Here is an 18286-nt window from a genome sequence, read left to right as displayed (position 1 = left end):
AATTCAGCGTCTTGAGAAGCTAAGAATCGCGGCGCAACACTTCTACCGCTTGTCGGCTACGGTCAAAAAGCTCATTCGCTTTTTCATCGCGCTGGGAAATCAAAATAAATAGCAAGTCAGTGATCATGAATTGAGCGGTGCGCGCCAAAATAGAGGAGCTGCGCGCCTCGGATTCATTGGCCACACAGAAAAGACTGTGCGTTGCCAGCTCGGTGAGAGGATTACGGGCAAAACGCGTTAACGAGATAACTTCAGCCCCCTGTGATGCGGCCGCTTGCGCGACACGGATCACGTCCTGGGTTACCCCAGACTCGGAAATTGCGAACACCACATCCCCCTGACCGAGCGTAGCAGCATTGGCAACCTGTACATGGGTATCGTTTTCAACCAATACCGATTTACCCAACTTCATCAGCTTGTAGGCCACGTCTCTTGCGACAAGAGAGGACGCCCCTACCCCGAACATCAAAATGCGCTTGGCACTGAGCAGGGACTCTGCAGATTGCAGTAAAACCTTCTCAGAATTCGCCATCACCGTTTCGTTCAAGGCCAGGTTTTTCCGGGCAATCAATTTTTGTGCAACCGTCGCAAGGTCGTCATCGGCCGCAATATCGCCATGAATCGCCTTCGGCAACATCGCAGAACGCGCAACAGATTCGGTCAAAGACAGCTTCAGGTCGGAATAACCCTTGTAGCCAAGTTTTTGGCTGAACTTCACCACGCTCGACTGGGAAACCCCCACTTGCTCGGCCAACGCCTTGGAAGATTGCGCGCGAACAGCGTCGACATTTTCCAAAACGAAATCAGCAATGCGCTGTTCGTGATTGGACATGCTGTCGCGCATGGCGCGAATTTTAACCAAGGTGCTCATGAGATGATCGAACCTTATTGCTACAAAAAAATTCCGCAATTGTATTCATCATTGCCGCGCGCCACGAAAAACACCTGCCAAGCCCCGGAAATCGGGGGCTTATCGGTAGCGCCGATAGAAAATACTTTGCGCAAAGCAAGAATAAATGATACCAATTGTACCTAAAATCAGGAATAAAAAATTGGTATCGTATTTACGAAGGCCATTTATTTTCAAGCGAGTGACATTCGATGGAATTGCAGTTTACCGGTTTGGATTGGGGAATATTTGCGCTGTACTTGGCAATCCTGGCCGCCTCCGCGTGGTATTTCAGCCAGAATCGTGCAAAAGATAGCCGCGACTACTTCCTCGCTCGCAACAGCATGCCTATGTGGATGGTGGCTATTTCCACTCTGGCGACCACCCAATCTGCCGCCACCTTCCTGGGCGGGCCCGACTTGGGTTACCGCGGCGACCTCACTTACCTCTTCACCAACGTCGGCGCAATCATCGCGGCGTTCATTGTGGCGAGTGTTTTAATTCCCAAATTCTACGCCAATCGGGTGACGACCGTATACGAACTCCTGCAATCACGCTTTGGCGAAAAAGCCAAACATCGTGCCGGTGGTATCTATCTTCTCGGCCGTGTATTCGCCAGCGGTGCCCGATTGTATATGGCCGCAATCGCCGTCTCGATGATTCTGTTTAATGACATTGCTGCAGACCACGTGATTGCAGCGGTTGTTTTGCTCACCGCAGCAGGCCTCCTGCAAACCTTCATCGGTGGTGTGCGTTCAGTCATCCAGAGTGATGTGCTGCAGTGTGCGGTATATGTCAGTGCAGCGCTTGCCGTGCTGGCCGTACTGATTACCCAGATCCCTGCGGATTTCGGTCAAATTTTTGCTGCACTGGGCGCCCCTGCGGAGGGGCCATCCAAACTGACACTGATCGATACCAGCTGGGACTTGAGTGATCCATTTAATTTATGGGCAACCCTTACCGGTTTTGTCCTGCTGAACATTGCCGCCTTTGGGCTGGATCAGGACGTGACGCAGCGCGTCCTCACCTGCAAGACACCCCGGGAAGGCGCACGCGCGGTGCTCTTCTCTGTGGTTATGGTAATCCCAGTGATGGCCGTATTTATGGGTATCGGACTGCTGTTGCATATTTTCTACCAAAACCCTTCGCTCATGGGCGGCGATCCAGCTTCCATGCCGACAGGGGGAGATGTCACCGTATTTATGCACTATGTGTTGCACGAAATGCCCGCGGGCCTTCGCGGCCTGGTGACTATCGGTGTGATTGCCGCCGCTCTCTCTACCCTGAATTCCAGCCTCAACTCAATGGCCAGCGTATTGATCGAAGACCTTTACCGTCATCGACTTCAGCAACGGGGCATTGAGAGAAATGCACAACATTTTGTTGTTGCGGGTCGTTGGGGCATGACCCTTGTTGCCGCGGCACTTGGCCTGATGGCAGTACTTTGTTTCTACTGGCAACAAATCAGCGATTTGCCACTGATTACCTTTGCACTCTCGGTGATGGTGTTCGCCTACTCCGGCCTTCTGGGCGTGTTTTTTACTGCACTCTTCACTGGCCGTGGCAATGCAACCAGTGTGGGCTGGGCCTTGGCCGCAGGCTTTACCGTCACCCTACTGCAGCAACCCTGGATGATCACCATGGTTACCGGAACCAGCGAGCCGCCGATCATTGCGTTCCCATGGCAGCTATGTCTCGGCACGCTCGTTTCTTTTGCCGTATGTAACCTTGGTAGCCCGGCCGCTGCTCCCATTGAAGTCGACGACACCACTGGGCCCTCGGGCACGGAAAACAAGGAACTCAACGCAGCACACTCAAAATGAGCAGCTACTTTATAGGGATCGACGGCGGCGGCACCAAAACCCTGGCGCGCCTTGAAGACGCGAATGGAACCCTGACCACGGCAAAATCTGGGGCCAGCTCCCTCACCCAAGATCTAAATGGTGCCATCACAAACGTTGTCGAGATCAGTCGACAATTGTTGGCCAGCACACCAATTGCCGCTGAGCAGACCCATGTCGTCTGCGGCGTGGCAGGTGCCGGCAACCCAACTTCTGCAACCAAGCTGCAACAAGCTCTGTTGGCAGAGGGCTTCAGAAGTGTGCAGGTCACTTCTGATGCCAAGACCTCACTAGTGGGGGCCGGCGCGGGTACTCCAATCGTAATGGTTGCGGTCGGTACCGGCTCTGTAGCGATGCAGCTGGGGAGAGACGGTATCACCCGTCAATTTGGTGGCTGGGGACTGGCGGTCGGCGATGAAGGCAGTGGTGCCGCCATCGGAAAAAGTCTGGTGCGCGCGCTGCTATGGGAATTGGATATCCATGGCCACGCGAAAAGTTCGGTTTGCCAAGAGGTCATGTCGGTTGTAGGGCAAGAGCGCGCGCAGATCTTGCCCTGGCTGCAAAGCGCGGGTTCACGGGAGTATGCCGCCCTGGCCCCAACTGTATTCAAACACCTGCCCCACTGCGCATTAGCTGGTGAGATCGTCCGCAAAACTGCTGCGGAAGTCGATCGCCTGATCGAAGCGGCCAGCGACGGGGAGACTTTGCCACTCGCTCTTCTTGGGGGGCTGGCAGACAAACTAGCTCCACATTTGCGCCCTGCACATCAAGCTCGGCAAATTCCCGCGCTGGGAACTGCACTGGACGGCGCCTGCATAATGGCTCGCCAATGTGGTGAACCGAGCACCGAGACCAGAAAAAAGAACTCAATACAGCACGGCTCGTAACTGAGCGGCTTCTGAATATTGGCGACGACATTGGAGTCCAACTAAGCCATGAATGCACAATTGCTTAATGAACTGGCAACGCTGACCAGCGAAGCACGCAACCCCGATACGCTCGATATCGACCTCCTATCCAGTGAGAAAATTCTCGAGAAAATAAATAATGCCGATCGCGAAGTACCAGAAGCCGTTCATCGCGAAATCCCACAAATCGCGCGCGCGGTAGATGCCATTGCAGAGGCCTTTAAGTCAGGTGCCAGGCTAATTTATATGGGTGCTGGTACCAGTGGTCGCCTGGGTATTCTCGATGCAGTGGAATGCCCGCCCACCTACGGGGTAGAAGAAGACATGGTTGTGGCACTGATTGCCGGCGGGGAAGAAGCGGTGTACCGGGCACAGGAAGGCGCGGAAGACAGCTTCACGCTGGCGGGTGAGGACCTGGACAAGATCAACCTGCGCAAGGAAGACGTCGTCGTCGGCATCGCTGCGAGTGGACGTACCCCCTATGTTATCGGTGGACTGCGCCACGCCCATGCAAAGGGATGCACTACCGTAGCCCTTTCCTGCAACAAAACCGCAGCCATTGCCGCTGAAGCCGATATCGCGATTCTTCCGGAAGTGGGCCCGGAGATCCTTACCGGCTCTACCCGAATGAAAGCGGGTACCGCGCAGAAACTCGTACTGAACATGCTGACAACCGCCAGCATGATTCGTATTGGGAAAAGCTTTTACAACTTAATGGTTGATGTGAAAGCAACCAATGAAAAACTCGTCAGCCGCACGCGACGCATTGTAATGGAAGCCACCGGCGTCGAGTTGGAAGAAGCCGATCGCGTACTTAAAAGCTGTGAACACAATGCAAAGCTTGCCATCATGATTATTTTGAGCGGGTTAGACAGGAATGCATCCGAGTTGGCGCTGGATCAGGCCAACGGCTTCCTGCGCAAGGCACTGCAGCTGGCGAAAAAGGACAACAAGCCTACACGCGCTGCCATAGCGAAAGAAAGGATCCGTGCGCCTGCCTAAATACAAACCAGGTACAAACTAGACAAGAAGTAGTTGAGCTTAGTAATAGCTTACAAAAAACCGGGGAATGTCCCCGGTTTTTTCTTTGTGTCTGGTGCACTCAGCAACAATACAGACAACAACAAAAATTCTTTCATCGACATAGCAAGCTCAATTACCGATTACACGCTTCGCGTACATTCTTCACGTTTGTCGGAGGTGACAATGCATCCGCGACAACCTCTAACCAGTGACGCACAGGCTTTTCCGTACCACTCTGCAAATGCAGCTGACAGCCTATGTTTGCGGTTATGACCGTATCGGGATCCGTCGCCAGTAATTGTGTTAACTTCTGCCCGCGTAGAAGCTTGGACATCGACGGTTGCAAGACCGAATAGGTACCTGCCGAACCGCAGCAAAGATGACTGTCGGCAATTTGGGGGAGCCTAATGCCCAAGTGCCCCAACAACTGCTCCACGCGCTGATTGAGCCCCTGCCCATGCTGAAGCGTGCACGGACAGTGGAATGCCAGCCGCTGCTCCTGCGCAACTGAAGACAGCGTAGGGGTGCTCTCTGAAAACAACTCTTCCAGTAATTCAACAGGATCCTTCACCAAGCTGGCCAACTGGACTGCTTTTTCCCTATATTCCTCATCGTCCTGCAGCAAGTGAGGATAATCTTTCAGATGCACGCCACAGCCTGATGCAGTTGAAATAATTGCACGCAATACCGGGCCATCCACGCCCTGGTTCAACTTCCACCAACCATCAATATTGGTGCGCGCCAGTCTCCTGGCCTCCTCTTCACCGCTGGTATGGAAACTCGCAGCACCACAACAGCTGGCGAAAGTACTTTCAGCAATGGGCACACCAAAGTAATTTAGGATCTTTGACATTGCCAAGTCTGTTTGTGGCCGCAATGCTGGTTGCACACAGCCGCGTACAATCAATACGGTACCCTTCTGAAGCAGACTACGCGGGGCAGCCGCCGAATCCAGAGCTGCCTTGACGTCAAACCGCGGGACCACGGGGAAATACACTCTGCGGATTGTTGCAGGAAGAAGCCCAGAAAAAAGCCGTCCTACACGCAAAAATCCCGCGAACAGCCCCCGCGTTACCATAAGTTTACGCAAACCCCAGCGCACGAAGATGTCGAGCTTTCCACGGGGTGCCAGGCGCTCAATGGTATGACGCCCGATCGCCACCAGCTTGTGATACTCCACCCCGGATGGACAGGTCGTTTCACAGCTCAAACAGGTTAGGCATCGGTCCAGATGCTGGCGTGTCGCCTTCGTCGCTTCACCGCGTTCGAGCATCTCCTTGACGAGGTAGATACGCCCACGCGGGCTGTCAAGCTCATTCCCTTGCTGGAGGTAGGTGGGGCAAGTAGCAGTACAAAAACCACAGTGGACACAGGCATTCAGCACCTGCTCTGCACGCTGTTTTTCGCCTTCCTGCAGCAACCCATCAATCAGATTGACCTGCACTATGCGAACCCCTCGCCAGTGAAACATCGTTCGAAATGGACTGGATTAAATACACCCTTCGGGTCTAGTGCCGATTTCAGAGCGCGATGCCAGGCGGGGGTAATACCCCGAGTACTTACCATTTGACCACGCATCACCCTTACAAACCCGCCGAGTTCGGTAACGTCGCGCGCCAGAGTAAGATGATCGCCATTGCGAACCCAAACACGCGCTCCCTCCCACTCAACGAGTGCCTGCCCAGCGGTCAGTGGCAACGAGGAATACCGAGGTAAATAGGCACAGGCCAATCGCTCACCATGGAAAAATTCTGTTTTGAGGTCTCTGAGAGCATGCCAATCCAGCGCACTCACTTCCCCACCAATCCGCTTCAGAACGTCGTTCACAGCGAGTTCACGCCCACTAAACCGCAAATGCAGGCGCCTTTCCAAATAACAGGTCCCAGACAATAGCGGCCGAAGAGTGCGAGTGCGCTGCCACCATTCCCCAATCTCAATCGGGGAGACATCAAACACTACAGACTTGGTACACTCCGGTCGTGGCTGCAAACGAAGGGTGACATCCAGCATTGCGCCCAGCGTGCCAAGTGCGCCAACTTGTAAGCGCGCGAGATCAAACCCCGCGACATTCTTCATGACCTGGCCACCAAACCGCACCGTTTCCCCGCGGCCATTCACCAGCTGGCAACCCAATACAATATCCCGCAGTGCGCCAGCAAAAGCCCGGCCGGGTCCATCCCAACCGCAGGCAATTGCTCCGCCCAAGGTACTACCCGTAGAAGGGCTGGGAATCTCCGCTGCAAAACATTGGTTGTTTTGCCTCAGCAATGCCTCAATTTCAGAAATAGGTGTTCCCGCACGAGCGCGCAGAGTCAGTTCATCAGGTTGGTAATCTACAATACCCGTGTGATCAGCGAGAGACACGGTTGCTTGATCATCCACGCCAAATGCCCCGCGGGAACCACTCCCCCCAAGACAAATGGACGCTATGTCGCCTTCACCACCTCGGTAAGCGGCAGCCACTTGTGCCGCAATCACATCAGAAATATCACGCGTCACTGCATGAGAAGTAACCTCAGCCACAACAACTCCTCAATGCACGGTACTCTTGGCAACGTGCCAAGGTTGGAATCTGTTTATCGGGGTTCAACAGGTTGTGGGGATCAAGAGCCGACTTGATAGCGCGGAACTGTGCAAGTTCGGCATCACTGAATTGCACCGCCATCTGATTGATTTTCTCGACACCCACGCCATGTTCACCAGTAATTGTGCCGCCGACCTCAATGCAATACTCCAAAATATCCGCTGCGAGCTTTTCTGTGCGCTCGAGTGCATCTGGTTCTCTTCCATCAAACATAATGATGGGGTGCAGGTTGCCATCGCCGGCATGAAATACATTAGCCACACGTAGTGCGTATTTTTCCGCAAAACGCTCGGTGGCCTCCAGTACGTCACCAATTCGATGTCGCGGCACGGTGCCATCTATACAGTAGTAATCCGGCGATAAACGGCCAATAGCGGGAAAGGCACTTTTGCGTCCTTTCCACCAGTGCGCTCGTTGTTCATCATCCGACGCAAGATGCACAGCAATTGCGCCGGATTCCCCAAGCACCCTCTCGACGATAGCCAGTTCCGCCTCGACTTCGAGAGGATGACCGTCGAGATCGATCAGCAAAATACCAGCCGCATCCAGGTTATATCCCGCTTTGCAAAACGCTTCCGTTGCCGAGATGGCGAGCTTATCCATCATTTCCAAAGCTGCGGGAATAACACCTGCGCGCACAATTGCAGATACCGCATCTGCCGCTTGGCGAACACTGGCGAAATCCGCCATCAATGTTCGGGTTTGCTCAGGTACCGGCGTAAGCTTGACCGTCACCTCCGTAATCACGCCCAGACCACCTTCACTACCATGCACCAGAGCCAACAAATCAAAGCCTGGTTGGCTGAGGCAACTGCTCCCGAGAGTAATGACTTCGCCGAAATTTTCCTCGGCAGCGGACACGAGTCGCACCGAAAGAACGTTCTGCACCGTAACGCCGTACTTCAAGCAGTGCACCCCGCCAGCATTTTCTGCCACGTTGCCACCAATCGAGCAGGCGATTTGCGATGATGGGTCTGGCGCGTAGTAAAGCCCGTGCGGTGCAGATGCAATGGAAAGCTGCTGATTAATCGCTCCGGGTTGTACCCGAGCAGTCATCGCTACTTGATCTATTTCCAGAATCTGCTTCATCGGTGCCGTCACCAGTAGCAGGCCTCCCGCAATCGGCTTGGCACCGGCAGATAAACCAGTGCCGGCACCGCGAGACACAAGTGGAATCCCAAACTCCTTACAAAGCTTTAAGGCTTCCACCACATCCTGTTCTGATTCCGCTAACGCCACAGCAAGTGCCTGAGTGGTATACACCGGCAAGGCATCACATTCATACGGGGCTAGATTCTCACGCTTCACCAACAGCCGCTCACCGTGAAATACGTTTCTCAGTGCGGCCATAAAAGCTTGTTCATCCGTTTCATGAGCGGAGTCAATATGGCTCACAGTTACCTCTGCAGTTAAACCTTCCAGATAATTTGACGGCGGTACATTTGCCACATAACCCAGTAAAACACGACCAGACAGCTGATTGCGAAAGCGAGTGAACCACCATAACTACCGAAAATGGGCTGGAACACCGTGCCAAATAACCAGCCCTTCAAGGTCCCATCGCCTACCGGAATCATGATCAGAATCCGGCCGACAACACCGGCCAGCATAAACAGCGCAATCGCATTGACACCAAACACCAATAGCGGGGCTAGTGCGCGGCGACGCTCGCGAATATCAACCAGATAATAAAGGCCGGCCATTAGCAGCATGGACACCCCTGCCGTTACCAGCACAAAACTGGGAGACCACAACACCTTGTTGATGGGTACCACAGGGTGCAATAACTGCCCCACCAACACCATCAGCGTTCCGGCAACCAACCAATTACGACAGAGTACGAGCTGTGCTTCGCGGTCACTATCCGCCGACTTCCAGGCGAGGGTCGCAAGCACACCGAGCAGGCACGTTGAAGCCGCAGAAAACGTCGTAAGCACACCTTCCGGGTCAAAGGCAAAAGGTTGGGCATCCCGGTGATACACATGTGCACTTCCCAGTAGGATCTGGTCCAGCCAGGCCGCGAAGTGATTCCCGAAAGCCAACTGCCCCTGGAAAATTTCACCACTGGCACTCTCATAAGGCACTATCAGCATCAGTGCCCATGGCACCACACTGCATAGGACTGCGGCAACCAATAGTCCTTTTGTGGGTAACCAGCGCACTAGATAGCAGCACAGGATGTACACCAGCGCGATGCGCTGCAGCACGCCCATCCAGCGAATTCCTTCAAGACGATCCTCTATCCAGTTGTACGACGAATCGCGAAAGTTGTAGAAAAAGATGGCTAGAAAAAGCCCGAGCGCGAAAAGCTTGAGCGCCCTGCTCCACTGGGCCCAGCCCACCACCGGAAAGCTTCCTTTCTTACCGGTAGACAACACCATGGATACGCCCACCACAAACAGGAACAGCGGAAAAATAACATCCGTTGGTGTCCAACCATGCCACTGCGCATGCGCCATCGGGGCATAAACAAACGACCAGCTTCCCGGATTGTTTACCAGGACCATGGCGGCAATGGCAATTCCCCGCAGCAGATCTACAGACATCAAGCGACCCCGGGGAACCTGCGCGAGGATTCTATTGAGATGCTGTCTCATTGCTCAATCCTCCGGATAGAGTAGATAAGGCTGCCGCTGCGTGCGGAACGCCATCAACCCTTCTTGCCAGGTGGCTCGAATCTGATCCGCATCCTGCCCGGCGATAATCGCTTTACGTAATGCGTCGGTACCCGCCAACTTGTCAAAAAATGCAGCGCGGGAAAAGAAGTCCTGCGGGGCCTCTCCGGTGCGCTTGGACCAACTCAATAAAGGCTCCAAGCTAAAACGACTCTGCGGGTCTGACGAACGCAGGTCATCACCATGCAGTTCCAGCCCATTGTGTTTTGGGTTTTCACTGGCACCCGCAACCGGCTGCGGTGTGAATACAAAAGCACCCTCGCGATCGGCGGGATGTCCAAGGGCCTGGAATGGAAATTCGGTACCACGTCCTACACTTACGGTGGTGCCCTCAAACAACCCCAGCGAGGGATACAGGCGAATGGAAAGATCATTGGGTAGGTTGGGTGAAGGCTTTACCGGCAATCCGTATGCCATGCTCTTGCGGTAACCGGCAACGGGAATCACGGTAAGCGCACACCGGTTCTCACCTTGCAGCCACTCTTCACCATTTATCATTTGCGCCAACTCGCCTACGGTCATGCCATGGACAAGCGGAATCGGGTGCATACCCACAAAGCTTTGGAATTCTCTCTCCAGAATCGGGCCGTCGACATAGTCACCGTTCGGGTTTGGTCGGTCCATCACCAATAAAGGAACACCATTGTCTGCACAGGCCTGCATCAAGTAATGCAACGAGCTGATATAGGTGTAGAAGCGAACCCCCACATCCTGAATATCGAAAACGAGCCAGTCCAAATCTGCCAGGCTCTCCGCTGTGGGCGTATACTTTCCCCCGTACAGTGAGACAATCGGCAAGCCACTGGGGCCATCGATACCGTCATCCACCTTGCCACCATTCTCCACATTGCCACGCACGCCATGTTCCAGCGCGAAAATGCGCTCTACACCGACATTTTTGTCACGCAGGAAATCAATGAGGTGGGTATCGCCGACTCGTGAGGTCTGGTTTACAACCAGACCAACACGCTGATCTTTTACCAAGGGTAAATAAAGCTCCGGCTGTTCTGCGCCATTACGTAATGAACCCGACTGCACTTGCCATATGGATACGTGATCTACCGGTACGTCAAAGTAGCGATCGGGATACGGCTCTGGCTTGAAAGTGTAGTGCCACCATTCCTGAGAATAATTGACAAACCCTTCAGCGCTCATCGCATCGCGCAGCTTGAATCGATTGGCCATGGCTTCGGCATCACCCAACGGATACTCTGTGGCCGAGCGCTCATCCATGAAGTCAAAGCCGGTGCCCATATCCAGCGCCTCACCACTGTCGAGGCGGTAAAGGGTCAAATCAATGGTAGAGCCACGGCTATGCCCGGAACGCTCGGCGATATAGCCACGCTCAAACATTTGAGACTTCTCTTCCCGCGGATAAAAATCCGCCTTCGTCGAGTGATCTTCCGGTGCCGCCGCCCAGCGTACAAAATGATTCACCGCGCTTTGCGGCCTATAGCAGTCAAATACTTCGATCCCAAGCCCCTCGCGGGCAAGTGAGTCCGCCACTTTCTGCAGCGCCGCTTCCGCCTCCGCAGCCAACAGGCATACGTTCGCCTGATAACCATCGAGCGGCTCACCTACAAGGTTGTCCTTGGTAAAATAACGCATCGCCACCTTGATATTGCTGGCGTCAATCGAAACAAATTGTGAGGTAGCTTGGGATTCTTCGATACCACTCTGTGGTATGTCCACCGGCTTGTCTTGACAGGCGGCAATCAAACTGCCGACCGCAAAAATTGCCGCGGCACACTTCCATAATCTGTTCATACAATCTCCTTGGCGCCGGTAGAAACCGCTGCATTATCTTTTTTCTCAACGGAGTTTTGACTAGGGAGCCTCTTTTCGGCATCGCCGTCGATAAGTTTTGCAACAACCTGAAACTCAGAAAGCGCGTCTTGCGCCTCCTGCTCGGTTAACACGCGAATGGCGGGTTCACCATTCAGCGAGCGCAGCCCATGCATTTCGAGATCTGTGCGATCGGAAGTAAATGCAGCAATCGCATCGAGAATTTCAGTGGTAATCCGCTGGCCCGGTACGAGCAATGGAATACCCGGCGGATACGGTACAACTTCATCACAAGCGATCGCACCAATTAACAATTCCCGTTTATCGCCCTCCCAGCTACGCTTTTCGCCACGGGCAAAATATGCGGTTCTTGGCAAAGCAACAATCTCACTGAGTGCTGGGAGATTCTGGCCAACAGTGTCTTCGGATGAAGCAGCCTTGGGCTTTTGCTTCGCGCCGCTATCCGCTTGTTCCGACAGGCTACGTAAGGCTTGCTTCAAGCGCAGCACTTTGCTCTCTGTGGTTCCTATCGTAACCAGGAAGGACAAGGTGTTATGCGTGTTTTTCTCTACCTGAATACCAAATTCGGTAAACAATTGCGCCTGCGCGTCAGGGGCGTTCAAACCGGCACAGCCAACATCAATCGTGACCTTAGTCGGGTCAAGGCGAATGCCATCGTCGGCAAGGGAATCATCACACAGATCGCGTGCAGACAAATTACTGAATACAGTGTTGTCGCGCACAAATGTCCGGATTTCCTCTGCAAACCCGAGGGTGCGTTCCAGTACGCTAAATCCTTCAATACTCATTTGTTTACGTGCGACATCCAGACTCGCAATCATGCCGTACTGCGGGCTGGTGGAAGTATGCATATTGATGTCTTCTCGGAAGCCCGCCGCGTCAAACTCGGCATCGCCATCAGACACCTCTCGCCATCCAAAGTCGCCGACATGAATCATGCTCGCCTGAGAGAAGGCAGAGAGCATTTTATGCGTGGACTGTGTGACAAAATCCGCCCCACATTCCAGTGCGGTTGGACGCATTTCCGGGTGGAAACGACCATGGGCATACCAGGCCTCATCAATCAGTACGAAAAGACCTGCGGCATGGGCATACTCAATAATGGGCTTGAGATCGTAACGCAGCCCATCATAGGTGCACGAGGTAAGTACCAGTAGACGCGCACCCGGGGTGCGATCGATTGCGGCAAAAATTTCACGCTGCGGCACCGGCCCATAGATTCCGTAGCGCTGATTGACCGCGGACTCCAGATAGACCGGCACCGCGCCACTCATGATCATGGCGTGGTGCACCGACTTGTGGCAGTTGCGATCCACCACCACCCGGTCACCGTGGCGCAGCAGGTGTTGCAGCACGATCTTGTTCGAGGTAGAGGTACCGTTAGTGACAAAGTAACTATGGCGAGCACCGAAGGTTTTGGCGGTCAGCTGCTGTGCCTGGCGAATAACACTGATTGGATCCATCAGTGAATCCAACATTTTCACACTGACGGAAAGGTCCGTATTGAAAACATGCTCGCCCATAAATCGATGGAAATCAGATATCCAGGGGCTACTACTCAGGCTATCGCCGCTGGAATGTCCAGGCGTGTGCCAGGAGTCGCGTGCGGCGTAAACGTATTCCCGCAACGCATCAGCAAACGGTGTTGCAATGCGCTCCAATAGGATCCGCCGCAAGGTGCGATACACGACGCCGTAATTGGATTCGCCGCGGGAAATAACACACTCGAAACCTTCCTGCTGGGCGTCACTGGAGCCTGTAAGTAATACACAATCAATTTCCGCTCTTTGTGTACGCACCGCATTCAGCGCGTCACGCACAGTTTGGTCTCCCAGGCTGGCATCATCAATTACAAGAATCTGTGTGTCACCACCGCGTAAAACAGAATTTAGCGCCTGGTACTCCGCATGCGCAAAAGTGAGGGCAAGCGGCGCCTCGGCATCGTTCTCAGCCAGGGGGGTCAACTCACTTAACCAGCGGGATGCAAATTCACCATCCAAGGTAAGCAAGACGATTTCACACGGACTTTTTTTCATCACTTCGTAACTCTAAATATTTTGCGTGCCCAAATAGCCAGATGCGTGCCGGGAAAAAGCGCGTATCAGTGGGTCAAAGCATCAGATAGCCAAGCGCGATAAAGCCAAACGCACTCACCACACCGGCGCGCATTGCGTAAGGTAACTGGGTACGGACATGGTCGATATGCTCTGTGCCAGCGGCGAGCGAAGATACGATGGTGGTATCCGATATCGGTGAACTGTGATCCCCGAAAATCCCACCAGACAACACGGCAGCGACAAACAGTGCCGGTTCGGCGCCCAGAGCGCTCGCCACAGGGATTGCAATCGGCAGCATGATTGAGAATGTGCCCCAGCTAGAGCCAACGGAGAAGGCAATCACGCCAGACACCAGGAAAATGACGACAGGCAACAGGGCCAGTGGAATGGTGTCGCCTACCAGACCCGCAACATATTGGCCGGTCCCGAGGGTTTTCGAAATAGCGCCAAGCGCCAGCGCGAGAATCAGAATGATCGCTAGCGGAAGCATGCGCCCTGCACCTTCCATCCACGTGTGGCTGAGTTCATCCAGCGTCATCGTACGCTGGAGTAAAACCAGGAAAGAAACCGTAGCCAATGCGGCAAGTGAAGCCCAGAGCACAGAGGTAGAACCGGAGCCCTGGAAAATTTTTCCATCGCCGGTGATCCACAGACTGACCGGCATCGCCAAAATGAGCACCAGCACCGGCAACAACATATTGAGCAGCCGTGGCTTTACATGGCTTTTTTCACCCATGCTGCTACTGATATCAATTCCATCAGTATCACCGCCACTGGTGCGCGCCTGTGCTTTGGCCATAGGACCCGGGTTATAATCGCGGGAAATCGTGTACGCAGTGAGTAACACTGCAGTGATGGCATACAAGTTCAGCGGGATACTTGCCAGCAACACTTTGAGCGGGTCCTGCACTCCCAGACCGTCCAGCAAACCGAGATTAAATGCGCCCCAGGCATTAAGAGGTATCAACATACACACGGGGGCGGACGTTGAATCGATGATATACGCGAGTTTTTCGCGAGCCACGCGAAAGCGATCAAATAGCGGGCGGGAAACCGTACCGGCAACCAACACGGTAATGTTGGATTCGATAAAGATTACAATCCCCGTCAGCCAGGCCATCCACTGGGCGCGCTTGCCGTTGGTGACCCAGCGGCTGCGCTCAAGAAAGCGTACAAATCCGCTCACTGCACCACACCGCTCCAGGGTGATGATGAAGGCGCCGATTACCAGGGTAAACATCACTACACGCGCATCACCCGGGTTCGCCAGGACCGCTAGTACCCCATCCAGAGCCTCCGCTAGCGATGGAAAGAATCCGGAGCCATTGAGCAGGAAAAACCCGAGCCAGATCCCGGCAAACAAGGCCAGATACACCTGGCGGGTCAGAAGCGCCAGGCCGATAGCGATAAACGGGGGTAATAACGTCAACCAGGAGAGTTCATTCATAGGAACAGGAGCCTAAAAGCATCTTTTTATAATTTATTTACGATTTGTGTCGGGCCCACCGGCAAGCACCACAAAATATTGCACGTTACCGCATGCTACCAGTAGACCACACAGGGGAAATGTCGGCACTTATCGCCGCGACCGATACCTAAACCAGAGCAAGGGTCTATCAGGCGACGGGGCGCTCCAGCAAGGTCAGGACACCTTCATCACCATCAAGCTCAGCCAGGGCACCGACCGGTACAACCGTCTGGTCATCCACGTGACCAATCATCAGGCCGCGGACAACCGGGATACCAAGGCTCGCAGTGCGCTCGCGCAAAACGTGCTCAATACTGAATGTATTACCATCGGTCCCCGTCTCGGTGAACTTGCCGAATACAATTCCGGCAACCTGCTGCAATTTGCCCGCCAGCCAAAGCTGTGTGAGCATTCGATCCACCCGGTAAGGTGCTTCGCCGACATCTTCGAGGAACAGGATTTTGCCCTGGTAATCTGGTTCAAACGGCGTACCCACCAGGCTCGCCATTAAAGACAGGTTGCCTCCAATCAGGCGTCCCCGGGCATTGCCACCGGCAAAACGGGTAATTCGATTACGGTTTTCCACTCGTCCCGGGGAGGCCTCAAACACCGGAGGCGTACCGAGGGGCACTCTGGATTGCGCGTTCACTAGTACTTTTTGATACTCAGACAGGGTGTAGTCGGTGAAATTCTGCGCGGCAATAGGTCCGTGGTAAGTCATCACCCCACTGCGGTGATAAATCGCATTCAGCAATGCCGTGATATCGCTATACCCCAGTAAGATTTTTGGATTGCGGCGAATTAGCCCGTAGTCGAGCATCGGCAGGATTCGCGGCGTGCCGTAGCCCCCACGCAGGCAGAACACAGCATCTACATCGGGGTCTGCAAACATCGCGTTGAGATCTTGTGCACGCGCTTCGTCTGGCCCGGCAAGATATTGGGAGCGACGATACAGGTTCGCTGCTTCCTTCACCTTAAATCCTAACGACCGCACCACATCACCGGCAAAGCGGATATCTTCATCCTCCCAGGCGTTACTGGCCGGTGTCACCAAGCCAACGGTCATCCCAGACTTCAGGCGTTTCGATCGCAACAGCCCTTCCCCCTCCATTTGGCTGCTGTAACCAGCACTCACTGTATCGGCCTCGCCAGCAGAAGCAGCGGAAACCCCAGCAGCCAGCAGGGGCGCAGAAACCAGGGATTGAATGAGCTTGCGCCGTTGCATATCAGCCTCCTACAAAAGCGTTGTTCGCAATTTATATCTTGGGAAAATTATTGTATTGAGGAGAGTATCGGTATTTCTGCCGATTCGACCCCGGAAACTTTCTCAAACCTCAGGTCGTGAAAGCCGTAACTGAAATCGGTACCCCGGGACTTCGCCTGCATGGTTAGCAGTATCACACCGGATTCTGCTCGATCGGCCATCACCCACGCATCAGCATTAAGGCTACGATCATCCCAGTCCACGCCCCACACCCCTTCCCCTGCACCAGTCATGGTGCCGGTCAGGCGCGGCGACTTGAGCGCATACCAACGCAACACGCCCTCTTCCTCGACAATCTTTATGTCACCAAACCAGGGATCACGATAGAGCCCCAAAAGCTCTTGGGCTGACACGCGCGTAAAACCTACCGGTGCAGTGAGTTCTTCGGGCTCAACGGCCTCGGCAGGCGTACCGTAAAGTTCCTGAAAGTATGCCAGCCAGTCGGTGTCCGATGCCTGCAGGTAAGGCTTGAGCAGGCCATAAATCAGCGCCTGTCGCGCCGCACCGGCACTGCGGTTCATCAGTACAACAATGGCCAGGTCTTCTTCAGGTACCATCGCCGCCCAAGCGTACATCCCTGACAGTGATCCGGTATGGTGTACAACCTTCTTACCGTGCATATCCTGCACCCGCCAGCCAAGTGCATAAGCATAAAAGTGGCCGCCGTCGCGGGCAGCCCGCGACTGTGACAATGGCATTAATGTCTCAGGCCGCCACAAACGGTCACGAGTCTGCTCAGTAAACAATTGGCTTCCATTCGGCATTTGCCCACCGGACAAATGCGTCCGCAACCAGGTAAGCATGTCACCCGCACTACAATGCATCCCCCCCGCCGCCGCGAGGACGATCGGATCGAACCCAGCCAGGTTAGGCGTATCCACTACCAATTTGCCGCGCTCGCCATCACTCGCTTCCAGCCGATGAGGGTCGGCAAGGTTATCGCGGGCATCAGCCGGTACCGGGCCTGCATAGCAGTTCTCCAAGCCCAGAGGTTCTAACAGCTTCTGCTGAACAAAGTCCTCATAGCTCAGGCCTGACACCTCGGCGATCAGTTCACCCGCAACGATATAAAGCAAGTTGTCGTACGCATAGTCCGCGCGGAAACGCCGGGTAATCGGTAAGAATTCCAGTCCTTTCAACACATCGTCGCGACTGTACGCATTCGGTTGTGGCCACAACATCAGGTCACCCGCTCCCGGCCCGAGGCCGGAGCGGTGCGTAAGAAGGTCCACCACGCGGAAATCCGCTGTAATCCAGGGGTCACCCAGACGAAATTGCGGAAGGTAATCCACCACACGACCATCCCAGTCCAATTTGCCGTCCTCGACCAACAGGCCGAGTGCCGCCGTGGTAAACGCTTTACTGGTCGACGCAAGTTTGAATAAGGTTTGCCCGTCGACTGGGCGCGGGTCATTTACATTGGTAACTCCAAACCCCTCCATCAATACCGGCTCGCCGCGATGCCAGATGGCAACCGCCGCACCAGGCACCCGCTCCTGTTCCAGCACCTTTTCTATGTAAGACACGGTATCCTCGCGACCAGGCAGCTGGTCTTCACACCCACCAAGTAAACTCAATCCAAGTGATGAAAAAACACACAGGCTGATCGTGGTAAAACGGCGCATTGTCAGGATGTACTCCGCAAGCTGATATAAGGAAGGGCTAAATCGTCACGTCTCGGCCTTGACGTATCGCCAACATCCGAATAATTTATCAAGCAGTGAAATTTATGTAAATAATAAATTATTCCTGACGAATTTTTGCCGGAGCA

13 protein-coding genes and 2 pseudogenes are annotated in these 18286 nt (G+C 54.2%); 3 read left to right on the top strand and 12 right to left on the bottom strand.

Annotation, left to right across the window (positions count from 1 at the left end; all coding sequences use genetic code 11):
• Nucleotides 1-19: 19 nt before the first annotated feature.
• Nucleotides 20-871 (bottom strand): MurR/RpiR family transcriptional regulator, encoded by an 852-nt coding sequence (locus Mag101_RS06195; protein ID WP_077402269.1) that lies wholly within the window; start codon nt 869-871, stop codon nt 20-22.
• A gap of 230 nt (nt 872-1101) precedes the next feature.
• Here Mag101_RS06195 and Mag101_RS06190 point away from each other — a divergent pair, with 230 nt between their 5' ends.
• Genes Mag101_RS06190 through murQ form a run of 3 tightly spaced genes read left to right on the top strand, consistent with a single transcriptional unit; the run spans nt 1102 to nt 4640 of the window.
• Nucleotides 1102-2712: a sodium:solute symporter gene (locus Mag101_RS06190; RefSeq protein WP_077402267.1), complete on the top strand. Its 1611-nt coding sequence runs from the start codon at nt 1102-1104 to the stop codon at nt 2710-2712.
• Nucleotides 2709-3617: a BadF/BadG/BcrA/BcrD ATPase family protein gene (locus Mag101_RS06185; RefSeq protein WP_077402264.1), complete on the top strand. Its 909-nt coding sequence runs from the start codon at nt 2709-2711 to the stop codon at nt 3615-3617. Before Mag101_RS06190 ends, Mag101_RS06185 begins: the two co-directional genes overlap by 4 nt.
• A 48-nt stretch (nt 3618-3665) precedes the next feature.
• On the top strand, nt 3666-4640 hold the full coding sequence (gene murQ, locus Mag101_RS06180; RefSeq protein WP_077402259.1) for an N-acetylmuramic acid 6-phosphate etherase: 975 nt from the start codon (nt 3666-3668) through the stop codon (nt 4638-4640).
• A gap of 154 nt (nt 4641-4794) precedes the next feature.
• Here the strand turns inward: murQ and glcF are convergent, their stop codons facing one another.
• The 11 genes and pseudogenes from glcF to Mag101_RS06135 all read right to left on the bottom strand — a co-directional run bounded on the left by glcF (nt 4795) and on the right by Mag101_RS06135 (nt 18140).
• A complete protein-coding gene (gene glcF / locus Mag101_RS06175; RefSeq protein WP_077402256.1) occupies nt 4795-6105 on the bottom strand; it encodes a glycolate oxidase subunit GlcF in 1311 nt (436 codons plus the stop codon).
• A complete protein-coding gene (locus tag Mag101_RS06170) occupies nt 6105-7184 on the bottom strand; it encodes an FAD-binding protein (RefSeq protein ID WP_077402253.1) in 1080 nt (359 codons plus the stop codon). The genes glcF and Mag101_RS06170 overlap by 1 nt, the downstream gene beginning before the upstream one ends.
• Nucleotides 7177-8595 carry an FAD-linked oxidase C-terminal domain-containing protein gene (locus Mag101_RS06165; RefSeq protein ID WP_077408112.1) on the bottom strand — a complete coding sequence of 473 codons (1419 nt, stop codon included), beginning with the start codon at nt 8593-8595 and terminating at the stop codon, nt 7177-7179. The genes Mag101_RS06170 and Mag101_RS06165 overlap by 8 nt, the downstream gene beginning before the upstream one ends.
• 59 nt (nt 8596-8654) lie before the next feature.
• The gene (locus Mag101_RS06160; protein ID WP_077402250.1) at nt 8655-9842 is read right to left on the bottom strand and encodes an acyltransferase family protein; all 1188 of its coding nucleotides are present in this window, start codon (nt 9840-9842) and stop codon (nt 8655-8657) included.
• A 3-nt stretch (nt 9843-9845) separates the two neighbouring features.
• Nucleotides 9846-10337, bottom strand: a complete 492-nt coding sequence (locus Mag101_RS18305) for a hypothetical protein (protein WP_418287763.1) — start codon at nt 10335-10337, stop codon at nt 9846-9848.
• A gap of 15 nt (nt 10338-10352) precedes the next feature.
• Nucleotides 10353-10826 (bottom strand): annotated as a pseudogene (locus Mag101_RS18300) (exo-beta-N-acetylmuramidase NamZ domain-containing protein); the annotation flags it as partial.
• Nucleotides 10827-10979: 153 nt separating this feature from the next.
• Nucleotides 10980-11528, bottom strand: a pseudogene (locus Mag101_RS18295) (M15 family metallopeptidase); the annotation flags it as partial.
• Between the two features lie 155 nt (nt 11529-11683).
• Entirely contained in the window at nt 11684-13762 is a 2079-nt protein-coding gene (locus Mag101_RS06150; RefSeq protein WP_077402245.1) for an aminotransferase class I/II-fold pyridoxal phosphate-dependent enzyme, read from the bottom strand.
• Nucleotides 13763-13835: 73 nt separating this feature from the next.
• On the bottom strand, nt 13836-15230 hold the full coding sequence (locus tag Mag101_RS06145; RefSeq protein ID WP_077402242.1) for a Na+/H+ antiporter NhaC family protein: 1395 nt from the start codon (nt 15228-15230) through the stop codon (nt 13836-13838).
• 169 nt (nt 15231-15399) lie between these two features.
• Nucleotides 15400-16476, bottom strand: a complete 1077-nt coding sequence (locus Mag101_RS06140; protein ID WP_077402240.1) for a S66 peptidase family protein — start codon at nt 16474-16476, stop codon at nt 15400-15402.
• 47 nt (nt 16477-16523) lie between these two features.
• The gene (locus tag Mag101_RS06135; RefSeq protein ID WP_077402237.1) at nt 16524-18140 is read right to left on the bottom strand and encodes a serine hydrolase; all 1617 of its coding nucleotides are present in this window, start codon (nt 18138-18140) and stop codon (nt 16524-16526) included.
• Nucleotides 18141-18286: the final 146 nt, after the last annotated feature.

Source organism: Microbulbifer agarilyticus, from assembly GCF_001999945.1.
Classification (GTDB): Bacteria; Pseudomonadota; Gammaproteobacteria; order Pseudomonadales; family Cellvibrionaceae; genus Microbulbifer; species Microbulbifer agarilyticus_A.
The sequence above is the reverse complement of the archived record's forward strand: the minus strand, read 5'-3'. Positions and strand labels throughout refer to the sequence as shown.